18 protein-coding genes are annotated in these 19310 nt (G+C 55.7%); 7 read left to right on the top strand and 11 right to left on the bottom strand.

Features of this window, described 5'->3' with window-relative positions:
• Positions 1–2: 2 nt before the first annotated feature.
• Complete coding sequence (locus E6W33_RS15130; RefSeq protein ID WP_136418300.1) at positions 3–983, bottom strand: NAD(P)H-quinone oxidoreductase; 981 nt, start codon at positions 981–983, stop codon at positions 3–5.
• 292 nt (positions 984–1275) lie between these two features.
• On the opposite strand from E6W33_RS15130, the gene E6W33_RS15125 reads away from it, so the two are divergent.
• The gene (locus E6W33_RS15125) at positions 1276–3765 is read left to right on the top strand and encodes a diguanylate cyclase (protein ID WP_136418151.1); all 2490 of its coding nucleotides are present in this window, start codon (positions 1276–1278) and stop codon (positions 3763–3765) included.
• Positions 3766–3887: 122 nt separating this feature from the next.
• On the opposite strand, the gene pnp is transcribed toward E6W33_RS15125, so the two are convergent.
• Complete coding sequence (pnp, locus tag E6W33_RS15120) at positions 3888–6017, bottom strand: polyribonucleotide nucleotidyltransferase (protein WP_136418150.1); 2130 nt, start codon at positions 6015–6017, stop codon at positions 3888–3890.
• Positions 6018–6217: 200 nt separating this feature from the next.
• Entirely contained in the window at positions 6218–6487 is a 270-nt protein-coding gene (rpsO, locus tag E6W33_RS15115; RefSeq protein ID WP_136418149.1) for a 30S ribosomal protein S15, read from the bottom strand.
• A gap of 158 nt (positions 6488–6645) precedes the next feature.
• On the opposite strand from rpsO, the gene bamE reads away from it, so the two are divergent.
• On the top strand, positions 6646–7155 hold the full coding sequence (bamE, locus tag E6W33_RS15110; protein ID WP_136418148.1) for an outer membrane protein assembly factor BamE: 510 nt from the start codon (positions 6646–6648) through the stop codon (positions 7153–7155).
• Positions 7156–7230: 75 nt separating this feature from the next.
• On the opposite strand, the gene E6W33_RS15105 is transcribed toward bamE, so the two are convergent.
• The 7 genes from E6W33_RS15105 to E6W33_RS15075 all read right to left on the bottom strand — a co-directional run bounded on the left by E6W33_RS15105 (position 7231) and on the right by E6W33_RS15075 (position 15161).
• Positions 7231–8769, bottom strand: coding sequence for a 2-isopropylmalate synthase (locus E6W33_RS15105; protein ID WP_136418147.1), 1539 nt, complete (start codon positions 8767–8769; stop codon positions 7231–7233).
• 330 nt (positions 8770–9099) lie between these two features.
• On the bottom strand, positions 9100–9606 hold the full coding sequence (gene lysM, locus E6W33_RS15100) for a peptidoglycan-binding protein LysM (RefSeq protein WP_136418146.1): 507 nt from the start codon (positions 9604–9606) through the stop codon (positions 9100–9102).
• Positions 9607–9694: 88 nt separating this feature from the next.
• The gene (gene pssA, locus E6W33_RS15095; RefSeq protein WP_136418145.1) at positions 9695–10576 is read right to left on the bottom strand and encodes a CDP-diacylglycerol--serine O-phosphatidyltransferase; all 882 of its coding nucleotides are present in this window, start codon (positions 10574–10576) and stop codon (positions 9695–9697) included.
• A 318-nt stretch (positions 10577–10894) separates the two neighbouring features.
• Entirely contained in the window at positions 10895–11653 is a 759-nt protein-coding gene (locus E6W33_RS15090) for an SIMPL domain-containing protein (protein WP_136418144.1), read from the bottom strand.
• A gap of 246 nt (positions 11654–11899) precedes the next feature.
• Positions 11900–12916: a ketol-acid reductoisomerase gene (ilvC, locus tag E6W33_RS15085; RefSeq protein ID WP_136418143.1), complete on the bottom strand. Its 1017-nt coding sequence runs from the start codon at positions 12914–12916 to the stop codon at positions 11900–11902.
• 38 nt (positions 12917–12954) lie between these two features.
• Entirely contained in the window at positions 12955–13446 is a 492-nt protein-coding gene (gene ilvN, locus E6W33_RS15080) for an acetolactate synthase small subunit (RefSeq protein ID WP_135086867.1), read from the bottom strand.
• Positions 13446–15161 (bottom strand): acetolactate synthase 3 catalytic subunit, encoded by a 1716-nt coding sequence (locus E6W33_RS15075; RefSeq protein WP_136418142.1) that lies wholly within the window; start codon positions 15159–15161, stop codon positions 13446–13448. Before E6W33_RS15075 ends, ilvN begins: the two co-directional genes overlap by 1 nt.
• Before the next feature lie 511 nt (positions 15162–15672).
• Here E6W33_RS15075 and E6W33_RS15070 point away from each other — a divergent pair.
• Genes E6W33_RS15070 through E6W33_RS15055 form a run of 4 tightly spaced genes read left to right on the top strand, consistent with a single transcriptional unit; the run spans position 15673 to position 17853 of the window.
• Positions 15673–16242 (top strand): RNA polymerase sigma factor, encoded by a 570-nt coding sequence (locus tag E6W33_RS15070; RefSeq protein ID WP_136418141.1) that lies wholly within the window; start codon positions 15673–15675, stop codon positions 16240–16242.
• A complete protein-coding gene (locus E6W33_RS15065) occupies positions 16239–16643 on the top strand; it encodes a DUF3619 family protein (protein ID WP_136418140.1) in 405 nt (134 codons plus the stop codon). Before E6W33_RS15070 ends, E6W33_RS15065 begins: the two co-directional genes overlap by 4 nt.
• Position 16644: 1 nt before the next feature.
• Complete coding sequence (locus tag E6W33_RS15060; RefSeq protein WP_136418139.1) at positions 16645–17331, top strand: DUF3106 domain-containing protein; 687 nt, start codon at positions 16645–16647, stop codon at positions 17329–17331.
• Between the two features lie 9 nt (positions 17332–17340).
• Entirely contained in the window at positions 17341–17853 is a 513-nt protein-coding gene (locus E6W33_RS15055; protein ID WP_136418138.1) for an RDD family protein, read from the top strand.
• A gap of 10 nt (positions 17854–17863) precedes the next feature.
• Here E6W33_RS15055 and E6W33_RS15050 read toward each other — a convergent pair whose 3' ends face one another.
• On the bottom strand, positions 17864–18595 hold the full coding sequence (locus E6W33_RS15050; protein ID WP_136418137.1) for a hypothetical protein: 732 nt from the start codon (positions 18593–18595) through the stop codon (positions 17864–17866).
• 195 nt (positions 18596–18790) lie between these two features.
• Here E6W33_RS15050 and E6W33_RS15045 point away from each other — a divergent pair, with 195 nt between their 5' ends.
• Positions 18791–19309, top strand: coding sequence for a twin-arginine translocation signal domain-containing protein (locus E6W33_RS15045; protein ID WP_136418136.1), 519 nt, complete (start codon positions 18791–18793; stop codon positions 19307–19309).
• The last annotated feature ends 1 nt before the right edge of the window (position 19310 follow it).

Raw genomic sequence — 19310 nt, 5'->3', positions numbered from 1 at the left:
GATCAGTTCACTCGCAAAATAATTTTACCGACGTGAACACTCGCCTCCATCAACTCATGTGCATGGACCGCATCCTGCAAGGGGAAGATCTTGTAGATCACCGGTTTGATCCTGCCAGCCTCAATCAGTGGCCAAATCCGGGCGCGCAGGTTTTCGGCGATGGCCGCCTTGAATTCGACCGATCGCGGGCGCAGCGTCGAACCACTCACTGTCAGGCGGCGCCGTAATAGCTGCCCGAGATCCACGGTCGCTTTGGCCCCTCCCAGCAGAGCGATAATGGCCAAGCGGCCGTCGTCGGCCAGGCAATCGAGCTCGCGGGCGATGTACGCACCGCCGACCATGTCAAGAATAACGTCGACTCCGGCACCCCCGGTTTCCTTCTTGATGACCTCGACGAAATCCTCAGTCCGATAATTTATTCCCCGAGTCGCGCCGAGTTCTTCGCATGCGCGGCATTTTTCGTCCGAGCCGGCAGTGGCAAACACGCGATGCCCCATCGCGGTGGCCATTTGAATCGCGGTAACGCCGATGCCGGAAGTGCCTCCCTGCACCAGCAATGTCTCGGAGTCCGCAAGGTGAGCTCGGTCAAACACATTGCTCCACACCGTGAAAAAGGTTTCCGGAAGCGACGCCGCTTCGGCTGCGTCGAGCCCGGCCGGAATCGGCAGACACTGTTTCACGGGCGCGGTGCAATATTCAGCATAGCCACCGCCTTGCACCAGCGCGCAGACAAGATCACCGACCTTGAAATCACTGCCCGCCAAATCGCCTTCGACGATTTCGCCGGCGATCTCAAGGCCGGGCAAATCCGACGCGCCCGGCGGGACTGGATAATGTCCCATGCGCTGAATGACATCCGGGCGGTTGACGCCCGCCGCATGAACTTTGATCAATACCTCGCCTGCTTTTGGCTGCGGAATCGGTCTCTCGCAAATTTTCAATACGTCAGGCAATCCGGGCTGGGTAATCTCTACGGCTCTCATCGCAAGTTCCATCGTGAATAAAAATGCATTGTACGACAGCCAACGATTTCGAATATCCGTCACACGGATTTGGCCATTCACCCGCAATGTTGACGTAACGCAACATTCAGATTTCGAGTTAGTCAAGAATCTGTATGCCTTGCCAGCTCTGCTCGAAATCCTTCATGGCCGCCCCCACCGCTGGCATGGCAGATTTGTAACAGGAAACGTTGCTCCAGTTACAAAATGATGGGAACTAATCAACCCTCTTCATTTCCAAAAGGCAATACCATTTCATTTCAGGCAGACCCCCATGCGTGGCTCTTTCATTTCCGCTCCCACGAAGAAGCAAGTGAATCCGTCGACCACATCATCGGCAATGCATGACCGACTCAGCCTCGCCCTTGAGAGTTCTCGTCAGATTGCATTCGACTGGTTCATATCGGACGACCGGTTGTACTTCAGCGGCGAACCGGCAGCCGGTCTCAAGGCCATCTTGCTCGACACAACAAGAACGTGGAGCTCGCAGGCACTGCCTTCTTTCATTCATGAGGACGATCAGGAAAACTTCCGCAAGTGCTTGCGCGAGGCGCTGAAGGGAATGGGCTATGGGGATGGCGCCTTTCATAACGTGGAGCTGCGCTTGAAAGATGCCTCTCTTTGTTGGCGCTGGGTGGCTATCAGCGGCAAGATCGTCGAGAGGGATAGTCGTGGACGTGCGGTTCGAATGGTCGGGATGTTCTCCGATATCGAGGAACGCAAACATGCAGAACGAAAGTCGACCAGGTTGCGTGATCTCTATATCGCGTTAAGCCAGACGAATCAGGCGATTGTTCGGATCAACGATCGTGATGAGCTGTTCGAGGAAGTCTGCAGGATCATCGTCGAACATGGCCATTTTCGCATGGCGTGGATCAGCGTGATTCAGCATGACAAGCAGCAGGCAATGACTGTTGCGGCATATGCATCGAGCAACGACAAATCGCGTAGCGTGACAAGATTGCTGGAAGAGTTCGACCTCAATAACGAAAGCATTGTCGAGGCGGCACTCAGAGAAAGCAAATTCAAGGTTTGCAACAACGCATCGGTTACGTCATATTCAGCGGACAGCCGCAAGACTGCGGTACAAAGCGATCTTCAATCCCTTGCCTGCTTCCCATTCAAGCTATCTGGCCGACCGTATGGCGTCCTCACAATTTGTTCTGCCGACAAGGATTGCTTCGATTCACAACTCATCCGGCTGCTGGAAGAATTGGCCGGCAGTATTTCGCTCGCCATCGACAATTACGCGCGTGAATCGCGACGCAAATCCATTGAGGCAGCGCTTGTAGACAGCGAAAAATTCAAGAGTGCCATTCTGACCGCTTCTCTCGACTGTATCGTTTCGATCAACCACCTCGGCGAAATCATCAGCTTCAACGAAGCCGCAGAAGCAACTTTTGGCTATCGCAGCGATGATGTGCTTGGCAAGAAACTGGCCGACATCATCATTCCGCAGGCATGGCGCGAGCTGCATCGTTTGGGTATCGAACGCTTTCTTGCTACAGGCACGAGCTCCCTGTTGAACCGGCGCTTGGAACTCACGGCAATGAGGGCCGACGGCTCCACCCTGCCTGTTGAACTTGCCGTGGTTCCACTGAGTGTGCAGAACGATCCAGTGTTCACTGCTTTCATACGCGACATCTCCGAGCGCAAGCACGCGGAGACTCTTCAGCTCGGGCAAAATCGCATCCTGAACATGGTCGCCACTGGTGTTCCCCTACAGGAGATTCTGACCGAAATTGCCCGTTTCGCCGAAAATCATTCCGGTCGCGGATTGTGTTCGATCCAGCAGCTTAACGACGAAGGAAACACCCTTTTCGGCCGCGTCGCGCCGAACCTGCCCCCATCATGCATGACGCAATTTGATGACTCGGAAGTCGGGCCGAGCAATGGCTCATGCGGAACCGCTGTCTTCCGCGGCGAACCAGTGATGGTAACGGATATTGCAAGCGATCCGCTCTGGGCAGAGCAGCGCAACCTCGTTCTTCAGCATGGATTGAAGGCCTGCACCTCGTGGCCGATCTTTGGGCGAAACAGGAAGATTCTTGGCACATTCGCGCTTTACTTTCGGGAAGCGACAGCTCCGACCGCAAAGGATCTGCAGTTGTTCGAAATCTGCACGAACCTTGCCGGCATCGCGATCGAGAGCCGCGCATCAGAAGAAAAGATTCGCTATCTCGCCCACTATGACGGACTAACGTCTTTGCCCAACAGGTTCTTGTTCAAGGAATACCTCGAAATGGCGCTCGGCAACGCGCGTCGCCATGGAAAGAAATTCGCCGTATTCTTCCTCGACCTCGACAAGTTCAAGGAAATCAATGACACCCTTGGGCATGACGCGGGCGACAAGGTTCTGCGCGAAATAGCAAAGCGCTTGCGCACAAGTCTCCGGCACACGGACAAGATCGCGCGCATGGGTGGCGATGAGTTTTATGTGCTGATCGAGGAACTGAGCGATGGACGTTATGCCGCTGATGTCGCGCAAAAGCTGCTCGGCGAGGCATCACGTCCGGTGCGGATCGGTGATCAGGAATGCCGCTTGAGTGTCAGTATCGGAATAAGCGTGTTTCCGAATGACGGGAATGACGGGCAGACATTGCTGAAGAACGCCGACAGCGCCATGTACCGCGCAAAAGACAAAGGGAAAAACGGTTACGAGTTCCATTCTTCGATCGATGAGCCCGCGGAAAACCGAATGCCGGTTCTCGCACACCACTTGCGCGCCCGCCTTCCTGACGCAGACGCAATGCGCGTGTCATAAGTAACTGAGCAGCGTACGGCATCACTAGTCTTCGTTGGCCGATTCTGCACATAAAAAAACCGCCCGGGCAAATGCCACCGGGCGGTCGATTCATTGCAGGCCGGCTGCAATGAGGATTTTGATTACTGCTGAGGCTGAGCGGCTGCGCCCTCTTCTGCGGCAGCAGCTTTCATCGACAGTTTCAGGCGACCGCGGTCATCCGTTTCCAGTACCTTGACGCGCACCTGCTGACCTTCCTTGAGGTAGTCGGCCACGGCATTGACGCGTTCGTTAGCAATCTGGCTGATGTGCAGCAGGCCATCCTTGCCCGGCATAACCTGGACAATCGCACCGAAATCCAGCAGCTTTAGCACGACACCGTCGTAGATCTTGCCAACTTCGACGGAAGCCGTCAGCTCTTCGATACGGCGCTTGGCTTCCTGACCCGCGGCAGCGTCGACCGAAGCGATGGTCACAATGCCCTCATCGGTGATGTCGATCTGCGTTCCGGTTTCTTCGGTAAGCGCGCGGATTACCGCACCACCCTTGCCGATCACGTCGCGGATTTTTTCCGGATTGATCTTGATGGTGATCAGGCGCGGCGCGAAGTCGGACAGTTCTGCCTTGCCGGTCGGCATGGCATCCTGCATCTTGGCCAGGATATGCATACGGCCTTCCTTGGCTTGCGCCAGTGCGACTTGCATGATTTCCTTGGTGATGCCCTGGATCTTGATATCCATCTGCAGCGCGGTAATACCGTTGGCAGTGCCCGCCACCTTGAAGTCCATGTCGCCCAGATGATCTTCGTCGCCCAGGATGTCGGTCAGGACTGCGAACTTGCTGCCTTCCTTGATCAATCCCATCGCGATGCCGGCGACGTGCGCCTTCATCGGTACGCCGGCATCCATCAGCGCCAGGCAGCCGCCGCAGACGGAAGCCATTGAAGACGAACCGTTGGATTCGGTAATTTCCGATACGACGCGCACCGAATAGCTGAATTCTTCCGGCGACGGCAGCGCGGCAACCAGAGCCCGCTTTGCAAGACGGCCATGGCCCACCTCGCGGCGCTTCGGCGTACCGACGCGGCCGGTTTCGCCAGTGGCGAACGGTGGCATGTTGTAGTGAAGCATGAAGCGGTCCGAGTACTCGCCCATCAGCGCATCGATCTTTTGCTCGTCGCGTGCGGTGCCAAGCGTAGCGACCACCAATGCCTGAGTTTCGCCGCGCGTGAAAAGCGCAGAGCCGTGAGTACGCGGCAAGACGCTGGTGCGAATGGAGATCGGACGCACGGTGCGCGTATCGCGTCCGTCGATGCGCGGTTCGCCTTCGAGGATCTGGGAGCGAACGATCTTTGCTTCCAGGTCGAACAGAATGCTTCCGACTTCAGCCGTGTCGGGTGCTGCAGCGCCTGCGGCATCCGCTTCAGCGGCCAGTGCCGCATTGACTTCGGCGGTGACGTTGTTGAGCTTTGCAGTGCGTGCCTGCTTGTCCTTGGTCTGATAGGCCTCGCGCAGCTTTGCCTCGGCCAGTTGAGTAACGCGACCGATCAGTGCTTCGTTCTTCGCCGGCGCACTCCAGGTCATCTCCGGCTTGCCGCCATCACGCACCAGGTCATGGATTGCATCGATCACAGCCTTCATCTGATCGTGGCCGAAAACAACGGCACCCAGCATGATTTCTTCGGACAGTTGGTTCGCTTCGGATTCCACCATCAGCACCGCTTGTTCAGTTCCGGCAACGACCAGATCCATCTGCGATTTCGCCATCTGCGAGGTCGTCGGATTCAGCACATACTGACCGTCGATATAGCCAACACGGGCTGCGCCGAGCGGGCCGCTGAATGGGATGCCGGCAACGCAGATAGCGGCCGATGCACCGATCATGGATGCGATGTCAGGATCGATTTCCGGGTTAACGGACAGAACGTGCACGATGACCTGCACTTCGTTCAGATAGCCTTCCGGGAACAGCGGACGAATCGGGCGATCGATCAGGCGAGAAGTGAGGGTCTCCTTTTCCGACGGACGGCCTTCACGTTTGAAGAAACCGCCAGGAATACGGCCGGCAGCATAGCTCTTCTCAACGTAATCGACGGTCAGCGGGAAAAAGTCCTGGCCCGGTTTGACATCCTTCTTCGCTACAACGGTTGCGAGCACGACGGTGTCTTCAATTGACACGAGCACGGCACCGGATGCCTGGCGTGCGATTTCGCCAGTCTCCAGCGTCACTGTGTGCTGGCCATACTGGAAGGTCTTGGTAACTTTATTGAACACGGTGTTTCCTTTCTATTTTTACCGACAGGTTTTCAGGGGCTGTCGTTCACCTCACCACGGATGACATGCCACGCATGGCAAGCCACCTTCACTGCATAAGTACTACCACTACCGAATTACAAACTGCTAAATGGCAAAATGCCTGCATCAGCAGACTGACGCAGGCATTTCGTCTATAACCCGAGCGAATATCGCAACTATTACTTGCGCAGGCCGAGTTTCTCAATCAGAGCGCGATAACGGTTTGCGTCCTTATCCTTCAGATAGGAGAGCAGGCGCTTGCGACGATTAACCATCATGATCAAGCCGCGGCGGGAGTGGTGATCCTTGGCGTGGGCCTTGAAGTGGTTGTTGAGCTCGTTGATACGGGCGGTCAGCAGTGCAACCTGCACCTCCGGAGAGCCTGTGTCGTTCGTGCCGCGAGCGTTGTCCGCGATAATGGCGGCCTTATTGATGTTTTCTACTGACATGAGATACCTTTCACATGCGGTATACGGAGTCGCAACCCCACGTACCGTGAACAATTGATAAAAAAACTTGGTCAAACCGACCAAGACGCGCAGTATATAGGAAATACGCCAATCATTCAAACACTTAGCAGTTTCTGACGAGGCGGTTGGGAAAAATAATGAAATTGACGACTCGGTTTCTGTCTACTGTGTTTTTGGCAATTGTTTGCGGATGCACCACATTGTTCCCCGCGGCTGTCAATATCGGCGATTCCGAACAGGATTTGATCGCCAAACGCGGCCAACCGGCGCATCGCTACAAAGATGGTGGCGATCAATTGCTGGAATACCCGCTCGGCCCCTGGGGTCAGAAAACCTATATGGCACGCGTCGGTCCGGATGGGAAGCTTATTTCGTTCGAGCAAGTTTTGACGAATCAGAAGTTCGCCAGCATCAAGGCAGGAGAATCAACGAAGGAGGACGTGCTGCGGACCGTTGGCGCGCCCGTCGAGACATCTTACCTTTCCCTCACCGACCTCGAAGTATGGTCTTATCCTTACAAGGAAAGTGGCGTCTGGAATTCGGTGATGCATGTGCATTTTGATAAGGCGGGGATCGTACGCAAGATGTTGAACGGCCCGGATCTGAGATTCGACCCCGACCGACGTTTTCCCTTCGGCGGACTGTAGCCACCTCACGCACACGCCAAAACAAAAGGCGCCCGTACTATCAGGCGCCTCTTGAATTTGCGATCGGGCGTCGTACTATAGCTGCGGATTCAGCTTGTCAACCTTGGACTGCAATTTGTTCAGTGCTGACAAATAGGCTTTGGCCGATGCCACAACGATATCCGGATCCGCGCCGACACCATTGACGATGCGCCCTGCCTTCGACAAGCGCATTGTCACCTCCCCCTGCGACTGCGTTCCGGTCGTGATCGCATTGACAGAAAACAGCAACAACTCGGCGCCGCTCTTGGCCTGCGATTCAATCGCATTGACGGTTGCATCCACCGGCCCATTGCCCTCGCCGGTGCAGGACTGCTCCTTCCCCTCCATCGTGAAGACGACTTTTGCAGACGGCTTTTCACCGGTTTCCGAGTGCTGCGACAGCGATACGAAGCGGTAGTACTCGTTGTCGTGGGAATGCTGCTCGTCCGAGACCAGCGCGATGATGTCCTCATCGAAGATGTCGACCTTGCGGTCGGCGAGCTCCTTGAAGCGCGCAAATGCGGCATTCACTTCGGTTTCCGAATCGAGTTCAATGCCAAGTTCTTCCAGGCGCTGTTTGAACGCATTGCGTCCCGACAGCTTGCCAAGGACGATCTTGTTGGCGGTCCAGCCCACGTCTTCTGCACGCATGATTTCATAGGTATCGCGCGCTTTCAGTACACCGTCCTGATGGATGCCGGATGCATGCGCAAAAGCGTTGGCACCAACGACCGCCTTGTTAGGCTGAACGGCAAACCCGGTGATCTGGGAGACCAGCTTGGATGCTGGGACGATCTGTGCCGTATCGATTGCCACGTCGAGCTTGAAATAATCCTTGCGTGTCTTGACCGCCATCACGATCTCTTCCAACGCGGTGTTGCCGGCACGCTCACCCAAGCCATTGATCGTGCACTCGATCTGGCGCGCACCACCTATCATCACGCCAGCCAGGGAATTGGCTACTGCCATGCCGAGGTCGTTATGGCAATGGACTGACCAGACCGCCTTGTCGGAGTTCGGGATGCGCTCGCGCAGCGTCTTGATCATGTTGCCATAGAGTTCAGGCACACCGTAACCGACGGTGTCCGCGAAATTGATTGTAGTCGCACCTTCGGCAATCACCGCCTCGATCACTCTGCACAGGAAATCCATATCCGAACGACTGCCGTCCTCGGGGCTGAACTCGACATCATCAGTGAACTGACGGGCAAAACGTACCGCCTGTTTCGCTTGCTCAAATACCTGATCCGGCGTCATGCGCAGCTTCTTTTCCATATGCAGGGGCGAGGTCGCGATAAACGTGTGAATACGCTTTCTTGACGCCGATGCCAACGCTTCCGCTGCACGCGAAATGTCGCGGTCATTGGCGCGCGACAGGGAGCACACGGTCGAGTCCTTGATAATGCCGGCAATTGCCTTGATCGCCTCAAAATCACCGGGAGATGCCGCAGCAAAACCGGCTTCGATCACATCCACGCGCAGACGCTCCAACTGCTTCGCAATGCGGATTTTTTCATCCTTGGTCATCGATGCGCCGGGCGATTGTTCGCCATCTCGCAAGGTAGTGTCGAAAATAATCAATTTGTCGGCCATGCTGCACTCCTTTAGGAAAATTCTTTGATCGTATCGTTTTAAACGGTTTTTCGCCTGCCCTTGCCATTATCGACATGAGCCAGAAACTGCACGAATTGTGGGGTATGGGATTTAGCGCGCGTTAACGCACTAGTAGAAACAGCGGCAGCAGCAGGCCTGGCAACAGGGTGCTGAGAAAAACAGATGCGGAAATGTTGATTTCGCGAGACATGCAAAAAACTATAAGCGGAATTGTGGAAAAGTGCAACTATTTGATCGACAAGCGAATTTCTCCGGCGGGTTCCGGATGGCCACAGGATTTGGAGTCCCTGCGGCCGTCAGGATGTACGACTAATGCTGGGCAGGGATACGCAGCATCTGGCCAGGGTAAATCTTGTCGGGATCGGTCAGCATGGGCTTGTTCGCCTCGAAAATCGCGCTGTAGCGATTGGCATCACCGTAAAATTGCTTGGCAATCTTGGACAAGGTATCGCCACTCTTGACCTCATACCATTTTGATTCGTCACGCGCACCAACAGCGACATTGATCTGGTCGTTGACATGCGCGACGCCTTGCACATTGCCGCAACATAGAACAATCTTTTCTCGCGTAGCCTGGTCCGGCGCAGAACCGCTGACGGTAACGGTTGCAGAAGACGAGTCATAGGCCACTACGAGGTTTTCGATTGGCAGGTTTTGCGCTGCCATGTAATCGAGGATGGCACGTTCCAGCGCCTGTTCCTTTTCGCGGATATTCACTGGCGAAGCTTGCGGCTGTTGCGCTTCGGCGTTCTGCTTGGCCGGCCCCGCATGAAGCAGCTTTTCACCGGCCTCTTTCAAGAATGAAATCACACCCATGATGCCCTCCTCTCGTGACGTTAAAAAGCCATCATGACAGGATGAGTGCCCCCGAACTACAGGCATCGAATGATGTAAAACAAACTCCTTACTCTTTCCCTTCCGGCAGGTCCGCTTCTGTTGTTTGCACGATGCTCACCGGTTTCCCCTTGGACAAACGCCAGAAGTAGACGGCATATCCGGACAGGCCGTAGAGCACAAACAAGCCGAACAGGACTTTCGGAGGATCACTCGACACCAGGACAAATGCCAGCACAATGAGGAAGATTGCGATGAATGGAACCGATTTGCGGAAGTTGATTTCCTTGAAGCTGTAGAACGGTACATTGGTCACCATGGTGAGACCCGCGTACAGCGTAATGGTCCATGAGAACCAGCTCAACTCTGTGCCAACGTAGCGCAGATCATCCATCAGCCAGACAAAGCCGGTTACGAGCGCGGCCGCAGCGGGGCTTGGCAATCCTTGAAAGTAACGCTTGTCGACCACGCCAATATTGGTATTGAAGCGCGCCAGACGCAGAGCCGCTCCAGCACAATATACGAATGCCGCCAGCCAGCCGAGCTTGCCCATGCCGCGCAGCGACCATTCATACACCACGAGGGCGGGTGCGGCGCCGAAAGACAGCATGTCTGACAAGCTGTCGTATTGCGCTCCGAATTCGCTCTGGGTATTGGTGAGCCGAGCCACGCGGCCGTCCACGCTGTCGAGCAGCATTGCGGCGAAAATCGCTACCGAAGCGAAATCGAACTTCAAGTTCATCGCCATGACGATCGCAAAAAAGCCGCAAAACAGGTTGGCCGTCGTAAAGGCATTCGGCAACAGATAGATTCCCCGGCTCCGCACTTTCGGCGCCTCCAGATGCGCATCCTCATCAAGCGGCACATGCGGCAATGCTCGTTTGTTCAGCCGCGCGACCTTGGGAAATACGCCAACGTTACTTTTCGCTTTACGTCGATTGAAGGTTGCCATGCTGATTCCGTTTTAAATTGGTGCAAATATGATCACAACGCGGCATGAATCGTTTCAGTTGCCGACATGTTGTCGATCTCAGTCGCCCTCGATCTCGCAACAAGCGGTCGGCAGGCAATCATGCGGGCGAGGATGGCACGAGATTGTTCAACGCCGCTCCGCTTAATAACAAAAAGTAAAAAAGCGTCGCTATTCTAGACGAGCGGGCAAAAAATGTAACCCAGCGAAACTATTCCTTCCAAGCAATATCTGAAATGGCGCATGATGCTTGCCCACGTACAAGCTTTCGTCGACGTTTTCACCCGCTCTCATCCAAGCTTATTTGAAGCGAACTTTGCCGACCACGTGCATGCTTAACGTGGTTTCACCCGGTTCAAAGCTTGGCTCTTCCACTGGAGCCGACTCCGCAGTTGCTGCACGCATCGTCGTGAGAACGCGGGAATCGCGCTGAGGCACATATGCACCCGATCCTTCAAAATCCAGCGTATCAAGGACCGCATCGGATGCACTCTTCCCCAACGCCTTGGCAATCGCGGCGATTCGGTCTGTCAGATTCTGATAAGCGGCGGCAATCCTCTGCTCCTCCAGTTTTTTGGTAGTTGCTTCAGTCAAACCGAAATACAGGCCATTCAGCGCAAGCACTTTCTGTGCAGCGGCAACTGTCTTTGGCAGGCCATTGATGTTTTGGGTTGTCACGTCCAGATACTGGCCGACACGCCAGCCGACAGGCTGTCTCACCTTGGTTCCTTGACGTGGTTGCGGCGGCTCGTCTCCATAAATGGGGTAGGTGTAATAGCCGCGCGTCTTCAGCAAAGCCTGCGGGTCTTCTCGCTTAACGATCTCCATGCCCTGCTTCATCTTCAGATTGGCACGGGATGCTGCAGTTGCCTTGTCTTTATCCTGCTCTTCGATCATGAGCGTCGCGCGCGCCTCGTCGTTCGCATGCTTCACTTCACCCGTAGCCGCAACGACGACCAATGTTCCTGCCGTCTGCACGGAGGCTTGCGTCTGCGCCTGCGCAGAAGTCAGGCAGCTGAACAGGATCAGTGCCGCGAAGCGGACGGAAAGTTTGGGCATTGTTTTCTCCAAGTGAAAAGAGATGGCGTAGTAATGTACACGCCTTTTATTTTACTCAACCACACAATATTGTCCGATCAATTGTCGAATTTGCACACATCGCTTCATGTGATCGGTCTGCCATCTTTCTGGCTAGAGATCGATGGAGGCAACAAATAAAAAAGCCGTGGCTAAGCACGGCTTTTAAGTTGAGCTGCAAGGTCCGCTTGTATGGGACCTTGCACGATGCTTTTTGGCAATCGAAGATTAGTTCTTCGATTGATCGACCAGCTTGTTCTTCTTGATCCAAGGCATCATCGCACGCAGCTTCTCACCGACCTGCTCGATCTGATGTTCAGCAGTCAGGCGACGGCGCGAAATGAGCGTCGGAGCACCGGCCTTGTTTTCCAGAATGAAGCTCTTGGCGTATTCGCCAGTCTGGATATCCTTCAGGCATTGACGCATTGCATTCTTGGTGTCTTCGGTAACGACGCGCGGGCCGGTGACATACTCGCCATATTCGGCGTTGTTCGAGATCGAGTAGTTCATGTTGCCGATGCCGCCTTCGTAGATCAGGTCGACAATCAGCTTCAACTCGTGCAAGCACTCGAAGTACGCCATTTCCGGTGCATAGCCGGCTTCAACCAGTGTTTCGAAACCCGCCTTGATCAGTTCAACCGTGCCGCCGCACAACACAGCTTGCTCGCCAAACAGATCGGTTTCGGTTTCTTCACGGAAGTTGGTCTCGATGATGCCAGCACGACCGCCACCGTTGGCCATTGCATAGGACAGAGCGATGTCACGTGCGCTGCCGGACTTGTCCTGATAGACAGCGACCAGGTGCGGCACGCCGCCGCCCTGCGAGTAGGTGCTCCGCACGGTATGGCCGGGAGCCTTCGGCGCGATCATGATGACGTCGAGGTCGGCGCGCGGCATTACTTGGCCGTAGTGGACATTGAAGCCGTGAGCAAAAGCCAGCACAGCACCCTGCTTTGCGTTCGGGGCAACGTTTTCGTTGTAGACCTGCGCGATATTTTCATCCGGCAGCAGGATCATGATGACATCAGCGGCTTTGACGGCTTCGTTGACCTCGGCAACGTTCAGTCCGGCGTTCTTCGCCTTTTCCCAGGAAGCGCCGCCCTTGCGCAGACCGACGGTGACCTTGACGCCGGAGTCGTTCAGGTTTTGCGCATGCGCGTGCCCTTGGGAGCCGTAGCCGATGATAGTGACATTCTTGCCTTTGATCAGGGACAGGTCACAGTCTTTATCGTAGAAAACTTTCATTGATCTTCCTAACTTTTATAGTGTTGTTGATACTGGATTTAAACTTTGAGAATGCGCTCACCGCGCCCGATGCCCGAACCGCCGGTACGCACGGTTTCGAGAATCGCAGTGCGATCGATTGATTCGATGAAGGCATCGAGCTTGGATTTGTTGCCAGTCAGCTCGATCGTGTAAGTCTTCTCGGTGACGTCGATAATACGACCGCGGAAGATGTCTGCGGTGCGCTTCATTTCCTCGCGCTCCTTGCCGACGGCGCGTACCTTGATCAGCATGAGCTCACGTTCAATGTGCGCGCCTTCTGTCAGATCGACCACTTTGACGACTTCAATCAGACGGTTCAGATGTTTGGTGATCTGTTCGATCACGTCGTCCGAACCCGTGGTGACGATCGTCATGCGTGACAGGGTTGCATCTTCGGTCGGCGCCACAGTCAAGGTTTCGATGTTGTAACCACGCGCGGAAAACAGGCCAACCACGCGCGACAGCGCCCCTGCTTCATTCTCAAGCAAAACAGAAATAATGTGCCGCATCACAGATCCTCCGAACCCAGAAGCATTTCAGTCAAGCCTTTACCTGCTTTCACCATCGGCCAGACGTTTTCGGTTTGATCCGTAATGAAATTCATGAACACCAGCTTGTCTTTCATGCCGAACGCTTCTTTCAGCGCGCCTTCGACATCGCCCGGCTTCTCGATCTTCATGCCGACATGGCCGAAGGATTCCGCCAGCATGTTGAAGTCGGGCAGTGAATCCATATACGACTCGGAATAGCGTGAGCCGTAATCGATCTGCTGCCACTGGCGCACCATGCCCAGGAAGCGGTTGTTCAACAGGATGATCTTCGGAGTCAGGTGATACTGCTTGCAGGTTGCCAGCTCCTGGATGCACATCTGGATCGACGCTTCACCGGTAATGCACGCAACGGTCGCGCCCGGATTGGCCATCTGCACGCCCATTGCGTACGGCAGGCCGACGCCCATGGTGCCAAGACCGCCGGAATTGATCCAGCGACGAGGCTTGTCGAAGTTGTAGTACTGGGCCGCCCACATCTGATGCTGGCCTACGTCCGAGGTGATGTAGGCGTCGCCCTTGGTCACTTCCCACAGCTTGCGAACGACTTCCTGTGGCTTGATGACATCACTGGAAGTAGCGAACTTCAGGCAGTCACGGCCGCGCCACTCGTTGATCTGGCGCCACCATGCTGCCAGAGCCTGGGTGTTCGGCTTGGTTTCGGCAGCGTCGAGCTGGGAAAGGAGTTCGAGGAGCACGTCCTTGACGTTGCCGACGATCGGAATATCGACCTTCACACGCTTCGAAATCGACGACGGGTCGATATCGATATGAATGATCTTGCGCGGATGCGTGGAGAAATGCTTCGGATTGCCGATCACGCGGTCGTCGAAGCGGGCACCGACGGCGATCAGCACATCGCAGTGCTGCATGGCCATGTTGGCTTCATACGTGCCGTGCATGCCCGGCATGCCGACGAACTTGTCGCTCGACGCCTTATATCCGCCCAGGCCCATCAGGGTGTTCGTGCACGGATAGCCGAGCTTGTCGACCAGCTTGTTCAGCTCGCCCGCCGCGTTTGCGAGAATCACACCACCACCGGTATAGATCATCGGACGCTCGGCGGTCAGCAGCAATTGAACCGCTTTGCGGATCTGGCCGGAGTGGCCTTTGTCGACCGGCTTGTACGAACGCATGTCGAGTTCCTTTGGGTACTCGAACGCGCATTTCTGGATTGAGATGTCTTTCGGAATATCGACCAGCACCGGGCCCGGACGGCCGGTAGTGGCAATAAAGAATGCTTTCTTGATCGTCGACGCGAGGTCCTTGACGTCCTTCACAAGGAAGTTGTGCTTGACGCAGGGGCGCGTGATGCCCACCGTATCGCATTCCTGGAACGCATCCTGTCCGATCGCATGCGTCGGAACCTGACCGGTGATGACCACCATCGGGATCGAGTCCATGTATGCCGTTGCGAGCCCGGTCACTGCATTTGTTACACCGGGACCGGAGGTCACGAGGGCGACGCCGACTTTGTTCGAGCTGCGCGAATAGGCATCAGCTGCGTGAACGGCGGCTTGCTCGTGGCGTACCAGGATGTGCTGGAATTTGTCTTGCTTGAAGATTGCGTCGTAGATGTAGAGCACTGCGCCGCCGGGATAACCGAACACGTGTTCGACGCCCTCTTCGGCCAGGCAGCGCACGACTATTTCTGCGCCTGTCAGTTCGTTACTCATTGCTTGGTTCCTTTCAAGGTCCATTGGAAATTGATCGGATGCTCTCTCCTTGCGAAATTGCGCGGGACGACAGTGCAATGGCTTCCCTTCCTTGTGCGGTCACGTCGATTCGTTGCACACCCGTAGATGCGGTTCAAAACGGCGCTAAACGCAACTCGTTCAGCCAGAATACCTGAAGTGCCGATGCGGATTTCTCACGCTTGTGGCATGGGTTAGAGCAAACAGCTTTTAAATGTTAAAGCGCGCCTGTTCGGAGAGCGGCATTATGCGCCGCGCGAAAAGACATTCCCTTCGTGGGTAGGAAGGGACTGATAAGTTAATGCGTCGCATCATTTTGGTCAAGCTAAATTCTTGTAAAAGCCTTAGAAATCAAGCATTTTCCGTAAAATCCATGCACAACGACGAGCTTTTTTGCTAGCATGCGCACAGTTCGCGAAACAAGTACTCAAGAGCACGATTTCTCCTCGATCCACAATTCTCTTGGCGGCCCTGATACAAGCTGCCGTATCGCATGGCCACTGACAAAGAACTGTCCGACTTTCTGGAAAGCGTTGAGCGCCGAGCCTTCAAGCAGGCCGCCTACGCGGTTCGGAAGGACGAGGCGGCGCTCGATATTGTCCAGGATGCCATGATCAAGCTGGCGGAAAAGTACGGTGACAAACCGGCAGGGGAGCTGCCCCTTCTGTTCCAGCGGATCTTGCAGAACACGATCCATGATTACTTCCGCCGCGAAAAGGTTCGCGGGACATGGGTAAGCCTCTTTTCCGGCCTGGGGAACGACCAGGGGGACATGGAGAGCTTCGATTTGCTGGAAACCTATGAGGCCGAAGAAGGCACCGAAGCTGCCGAATCCAGCGCTGACAAGGTCGAACGCGACCAAGTGCTGGCAGTCATAGAGCAAGAGATACAAAAACTGCCGGCGCGTCAACGGGAAGCCTTCCTCATGCGTTATTGGCAGGATATGGATGTAGCCGAAACGGCTGCAGCGATGGGATGTTCCGAGGGTAGTGTGAAAACGCACTGCTCCCGTGCCACGCATACGCTGGCCCAAGCGCTGAGAGCCAAAGGAATCACGTTATGAATTCGAACCAATTGAATTTCGCTTACAAAGTGCGCCACGCGCTGAACGAAAATCTGGATAATTTGCCGCCCTCTGCCGCAGAAAAGCTGGCTTCTGCCCGCAAAATTGCGCTATCTCGCAAAAAGAAGGAATCCCGGCTGCGCGTTTTTGTGCCGCAACGACTGTTTGCCGGACAAACCGGCCATTTTTTCAGCGAACCCCTTTCCTGGCTGGCGCGCATGGGACTGGCCGTTCCACTGGTTGTCCTTGTCATCGGGCTGAGCAGCATTTTCCAATACGAGCAGCAACGCCACATCAATGACACCGCGGATATCGATGCGGAGGTACTGGCGGATGAACTCCCGCTGTCGGCATACCTCGATCACGGCTTCAATGCTTACCTCGCCAAGCGAGGCGAATGACATGACGCTGTTTCCCTCCCTGCTCGCCGCCCGCCCCGCGCGGGCGGTGTTCATTTTGGGCTTTTCGCTTGTCACAACGTTAAGTGGATTCGCCCTTGGCGCGCATGCACAGACGGCCCCGGCGTCCAACGCAGCACCATCGCCAGCCCCATCAACCACGCGCGCCGCGCCTGCGGCAAAATCGCAGACAGCGGGGCGACCGCTGTGGGTCGAGTTGACGCCGGCGCAGCAACAAGCCCTTGCGCCTCTCGCGCCGGAATGGGACAAGATGGATGCCTTCCGCAAGAAGAAATGGCTCGCCATCGGCAACAAGTACGCTGCCATGAAACCCGACGAGCAGCAGCGCCTGCAGGAGCGGATGCGTGACTGGGTCAAGTTGACGCCGGAGCAACGGCGAATCGCGCGCGAAAACTACGCTCGCGCCAAGAAACTCAATCGGGACCAGAAGTCAGCCCATTGGGAGGAATACAAGCAGTTGCCCGACGAGCAGAAGAAAAAACTGGCAGCAGATGCGGCGTCCAGAAGAAAACACGTTGCAGCACTTCCCTCGCCTGCATCGCAAGGCAAGAACAGCAAGACGCTGCCGCCGATCAAATCAGCCCCGAAGCCTGTTCTGGAACAATCCGTCACGCCCAAGGCAGCAAGCAGATCCGCGATTCAATCATCCGCGCAACCCGCCAAACCATAAGTTCTCCAGTTGGACATTACCTCGACACCCCCACTCAAGCGTCGCCTCGCCAGCATGCTCTATGAAGCAATGCTGATGTTCGGCGTACTGTTCATTTCAGGCTGGATCTTTTCAACCTTGCTGCAGCAGCGGCATGCTTTGTATCTGAGGAATGCCTTGCAGGACTGGCTGTTTCTGGTCATCGGCATCTACTTCGTCTGGTTCTGGACGCATGGCGGCCAAACCCTGGCCATGAAAACCTGGCGCATTCGTCTGGTAACGGCCGATGGCCACGATATCGGTGTGAAACGAGCCGTCGGGCGATATTTGCTTGCCTGGCTCTGGGTCTTGCCTGGCTTGGCGGCCGCATGGACAATGGGCGCAAAGAACTGGATGCTGGTAATGATTCCCGCGGCGAACGTGCTTCTTTGGGCGCTAACGGCGTACCTCGATCCGCAACGACAATTTCTCCACGACCGCATCGCCGGCACGCGCATTGTCACTGTGCCGGACATGCCTGAGAATAAACCCGCAAAGAAATAGCGGCCGAGCCTTACGCGTTCGCAATGGACGCGTGATCGACAGTGACAGGCGTCGCGAACGGATTTTTCTTCCCCGCATACATCGCGTCCATGATCGCCCGTTCACGCTGAATGATCGTCGTCACGAAATCGTACGGACGTTTCATTCCCTTGAACGCCTTGAAGCCGCGCTCAAGAAAACTGTGCAGCTCGCTAAGCTTCGCCAGCCTGGAAGGGCCGCGCATCATCGCCAGCGTACTGCCGACCAAGGGTATGCGCACCAACTCGCACAAGGCCGCTCCCACTGACTCGACACGCGCCAGCTGGCGCTCCCGGTCGGTGCGCTTGCCAATCTTTCGGTAGGCATCGATATAGTCGGCTTCCGAAAAAGATTCGCCCAGACGTCGTGCCATCCCCGCATCGAGTTTTTCCGACAGCGCATCCAATGCTACGGCCTCCGCGACGGTTTCGAGCGCCGCTGCCGGCAGTAAGCGTTCCATGGTCGGAATGATGCGTTCCAGATTTGCATCCCGCTCGGTCAAATCATAGGGGCCGTACAAATCGCTGAGGAAAAAGCGCGCTGCGGGCCCGGTTTCCTTTTCCGCCAGCAAATCTGCGTGGGTTCGCGCCATCCGTTGCGACTGGAATTGCCTGAGCGCAGTGCGTGCCGCATTCATGGCGGGATTCGCCTTGGCGACGCGGCGCTCTGCCACGACGGTTTCCAGCTCACGCCGAAGAATGGCGATGATTTCCGACTTTTCCATGATTTGTGTCGCAACCCTCGTCCTGAAACCGATAGGGATTGCCGTCCTTACTTGAACTGCCAATAAGATCTATTTTGTACGAAGATGGAGAAGAGATATTGTGTAAATCCATTCTAGAGCTAGAACTCTATTTTGCTAAGGCAGGCAAAGTTGGCTCCGGAGTACACTAGGCGAAAAATATTACAACGAGGAGATATGGCAACTACCCTATCCCGCCGCTCCTTTTTAAAGGCCGGCTTGATCGGCACGATTGCGCTGGTGGCAGCCGGCGGCATTTATCGTGCGACACAGCGGACAGTGCCGTCAGGCAGGTTCGTCCTGGACGACGCGGCGCGAGCCGTACTCGGTGCAATCGTTCCCGTCGTTTTGAAGGATGCGATTGATCCCGCGCCATCAACAGTCCAAGCCGCAGTGACACGGGTGGGCGTCGCCATCAGCGGCTTGACGCTCGCGACGCAAAAAGAAATTCAGGACTTGTTCGGCCTTCTGACGCTTGGTCCGACAAGGCGCTTTCTCGCGGGCGTTCCGGATGACTGGCCGATGGCAAAGCCGGAAGATATCGCCGCGTTCCTGCAAAGCTGGCGCATGAGCCGTTTCGCTTTGCTGCAGAGCGCTTACCATGCACTGCATGACCTGATCATGGGAGCGTGGTACGGCGACGAGTCGACCTGGGTCACCATCGGCTACCCGGGTCCGATCAAGGAATTGAGCTAAG

This window comes from Herbaspirillum sp. ST 5-3, from assembly GCF_004804275.1.
Classification (GTDB): domain Bacteria; phylum Pseudomonadota; class Gammaproteobacteria; order Burkholderiales; family Burkholderiaceae_D; genus Noviherbaspirillum.
The sequence above is the reverse complement of the archived record's forward strand: the minus strand, read 5'-3'. Positions and strand labels throughout refer to the sequence as shown.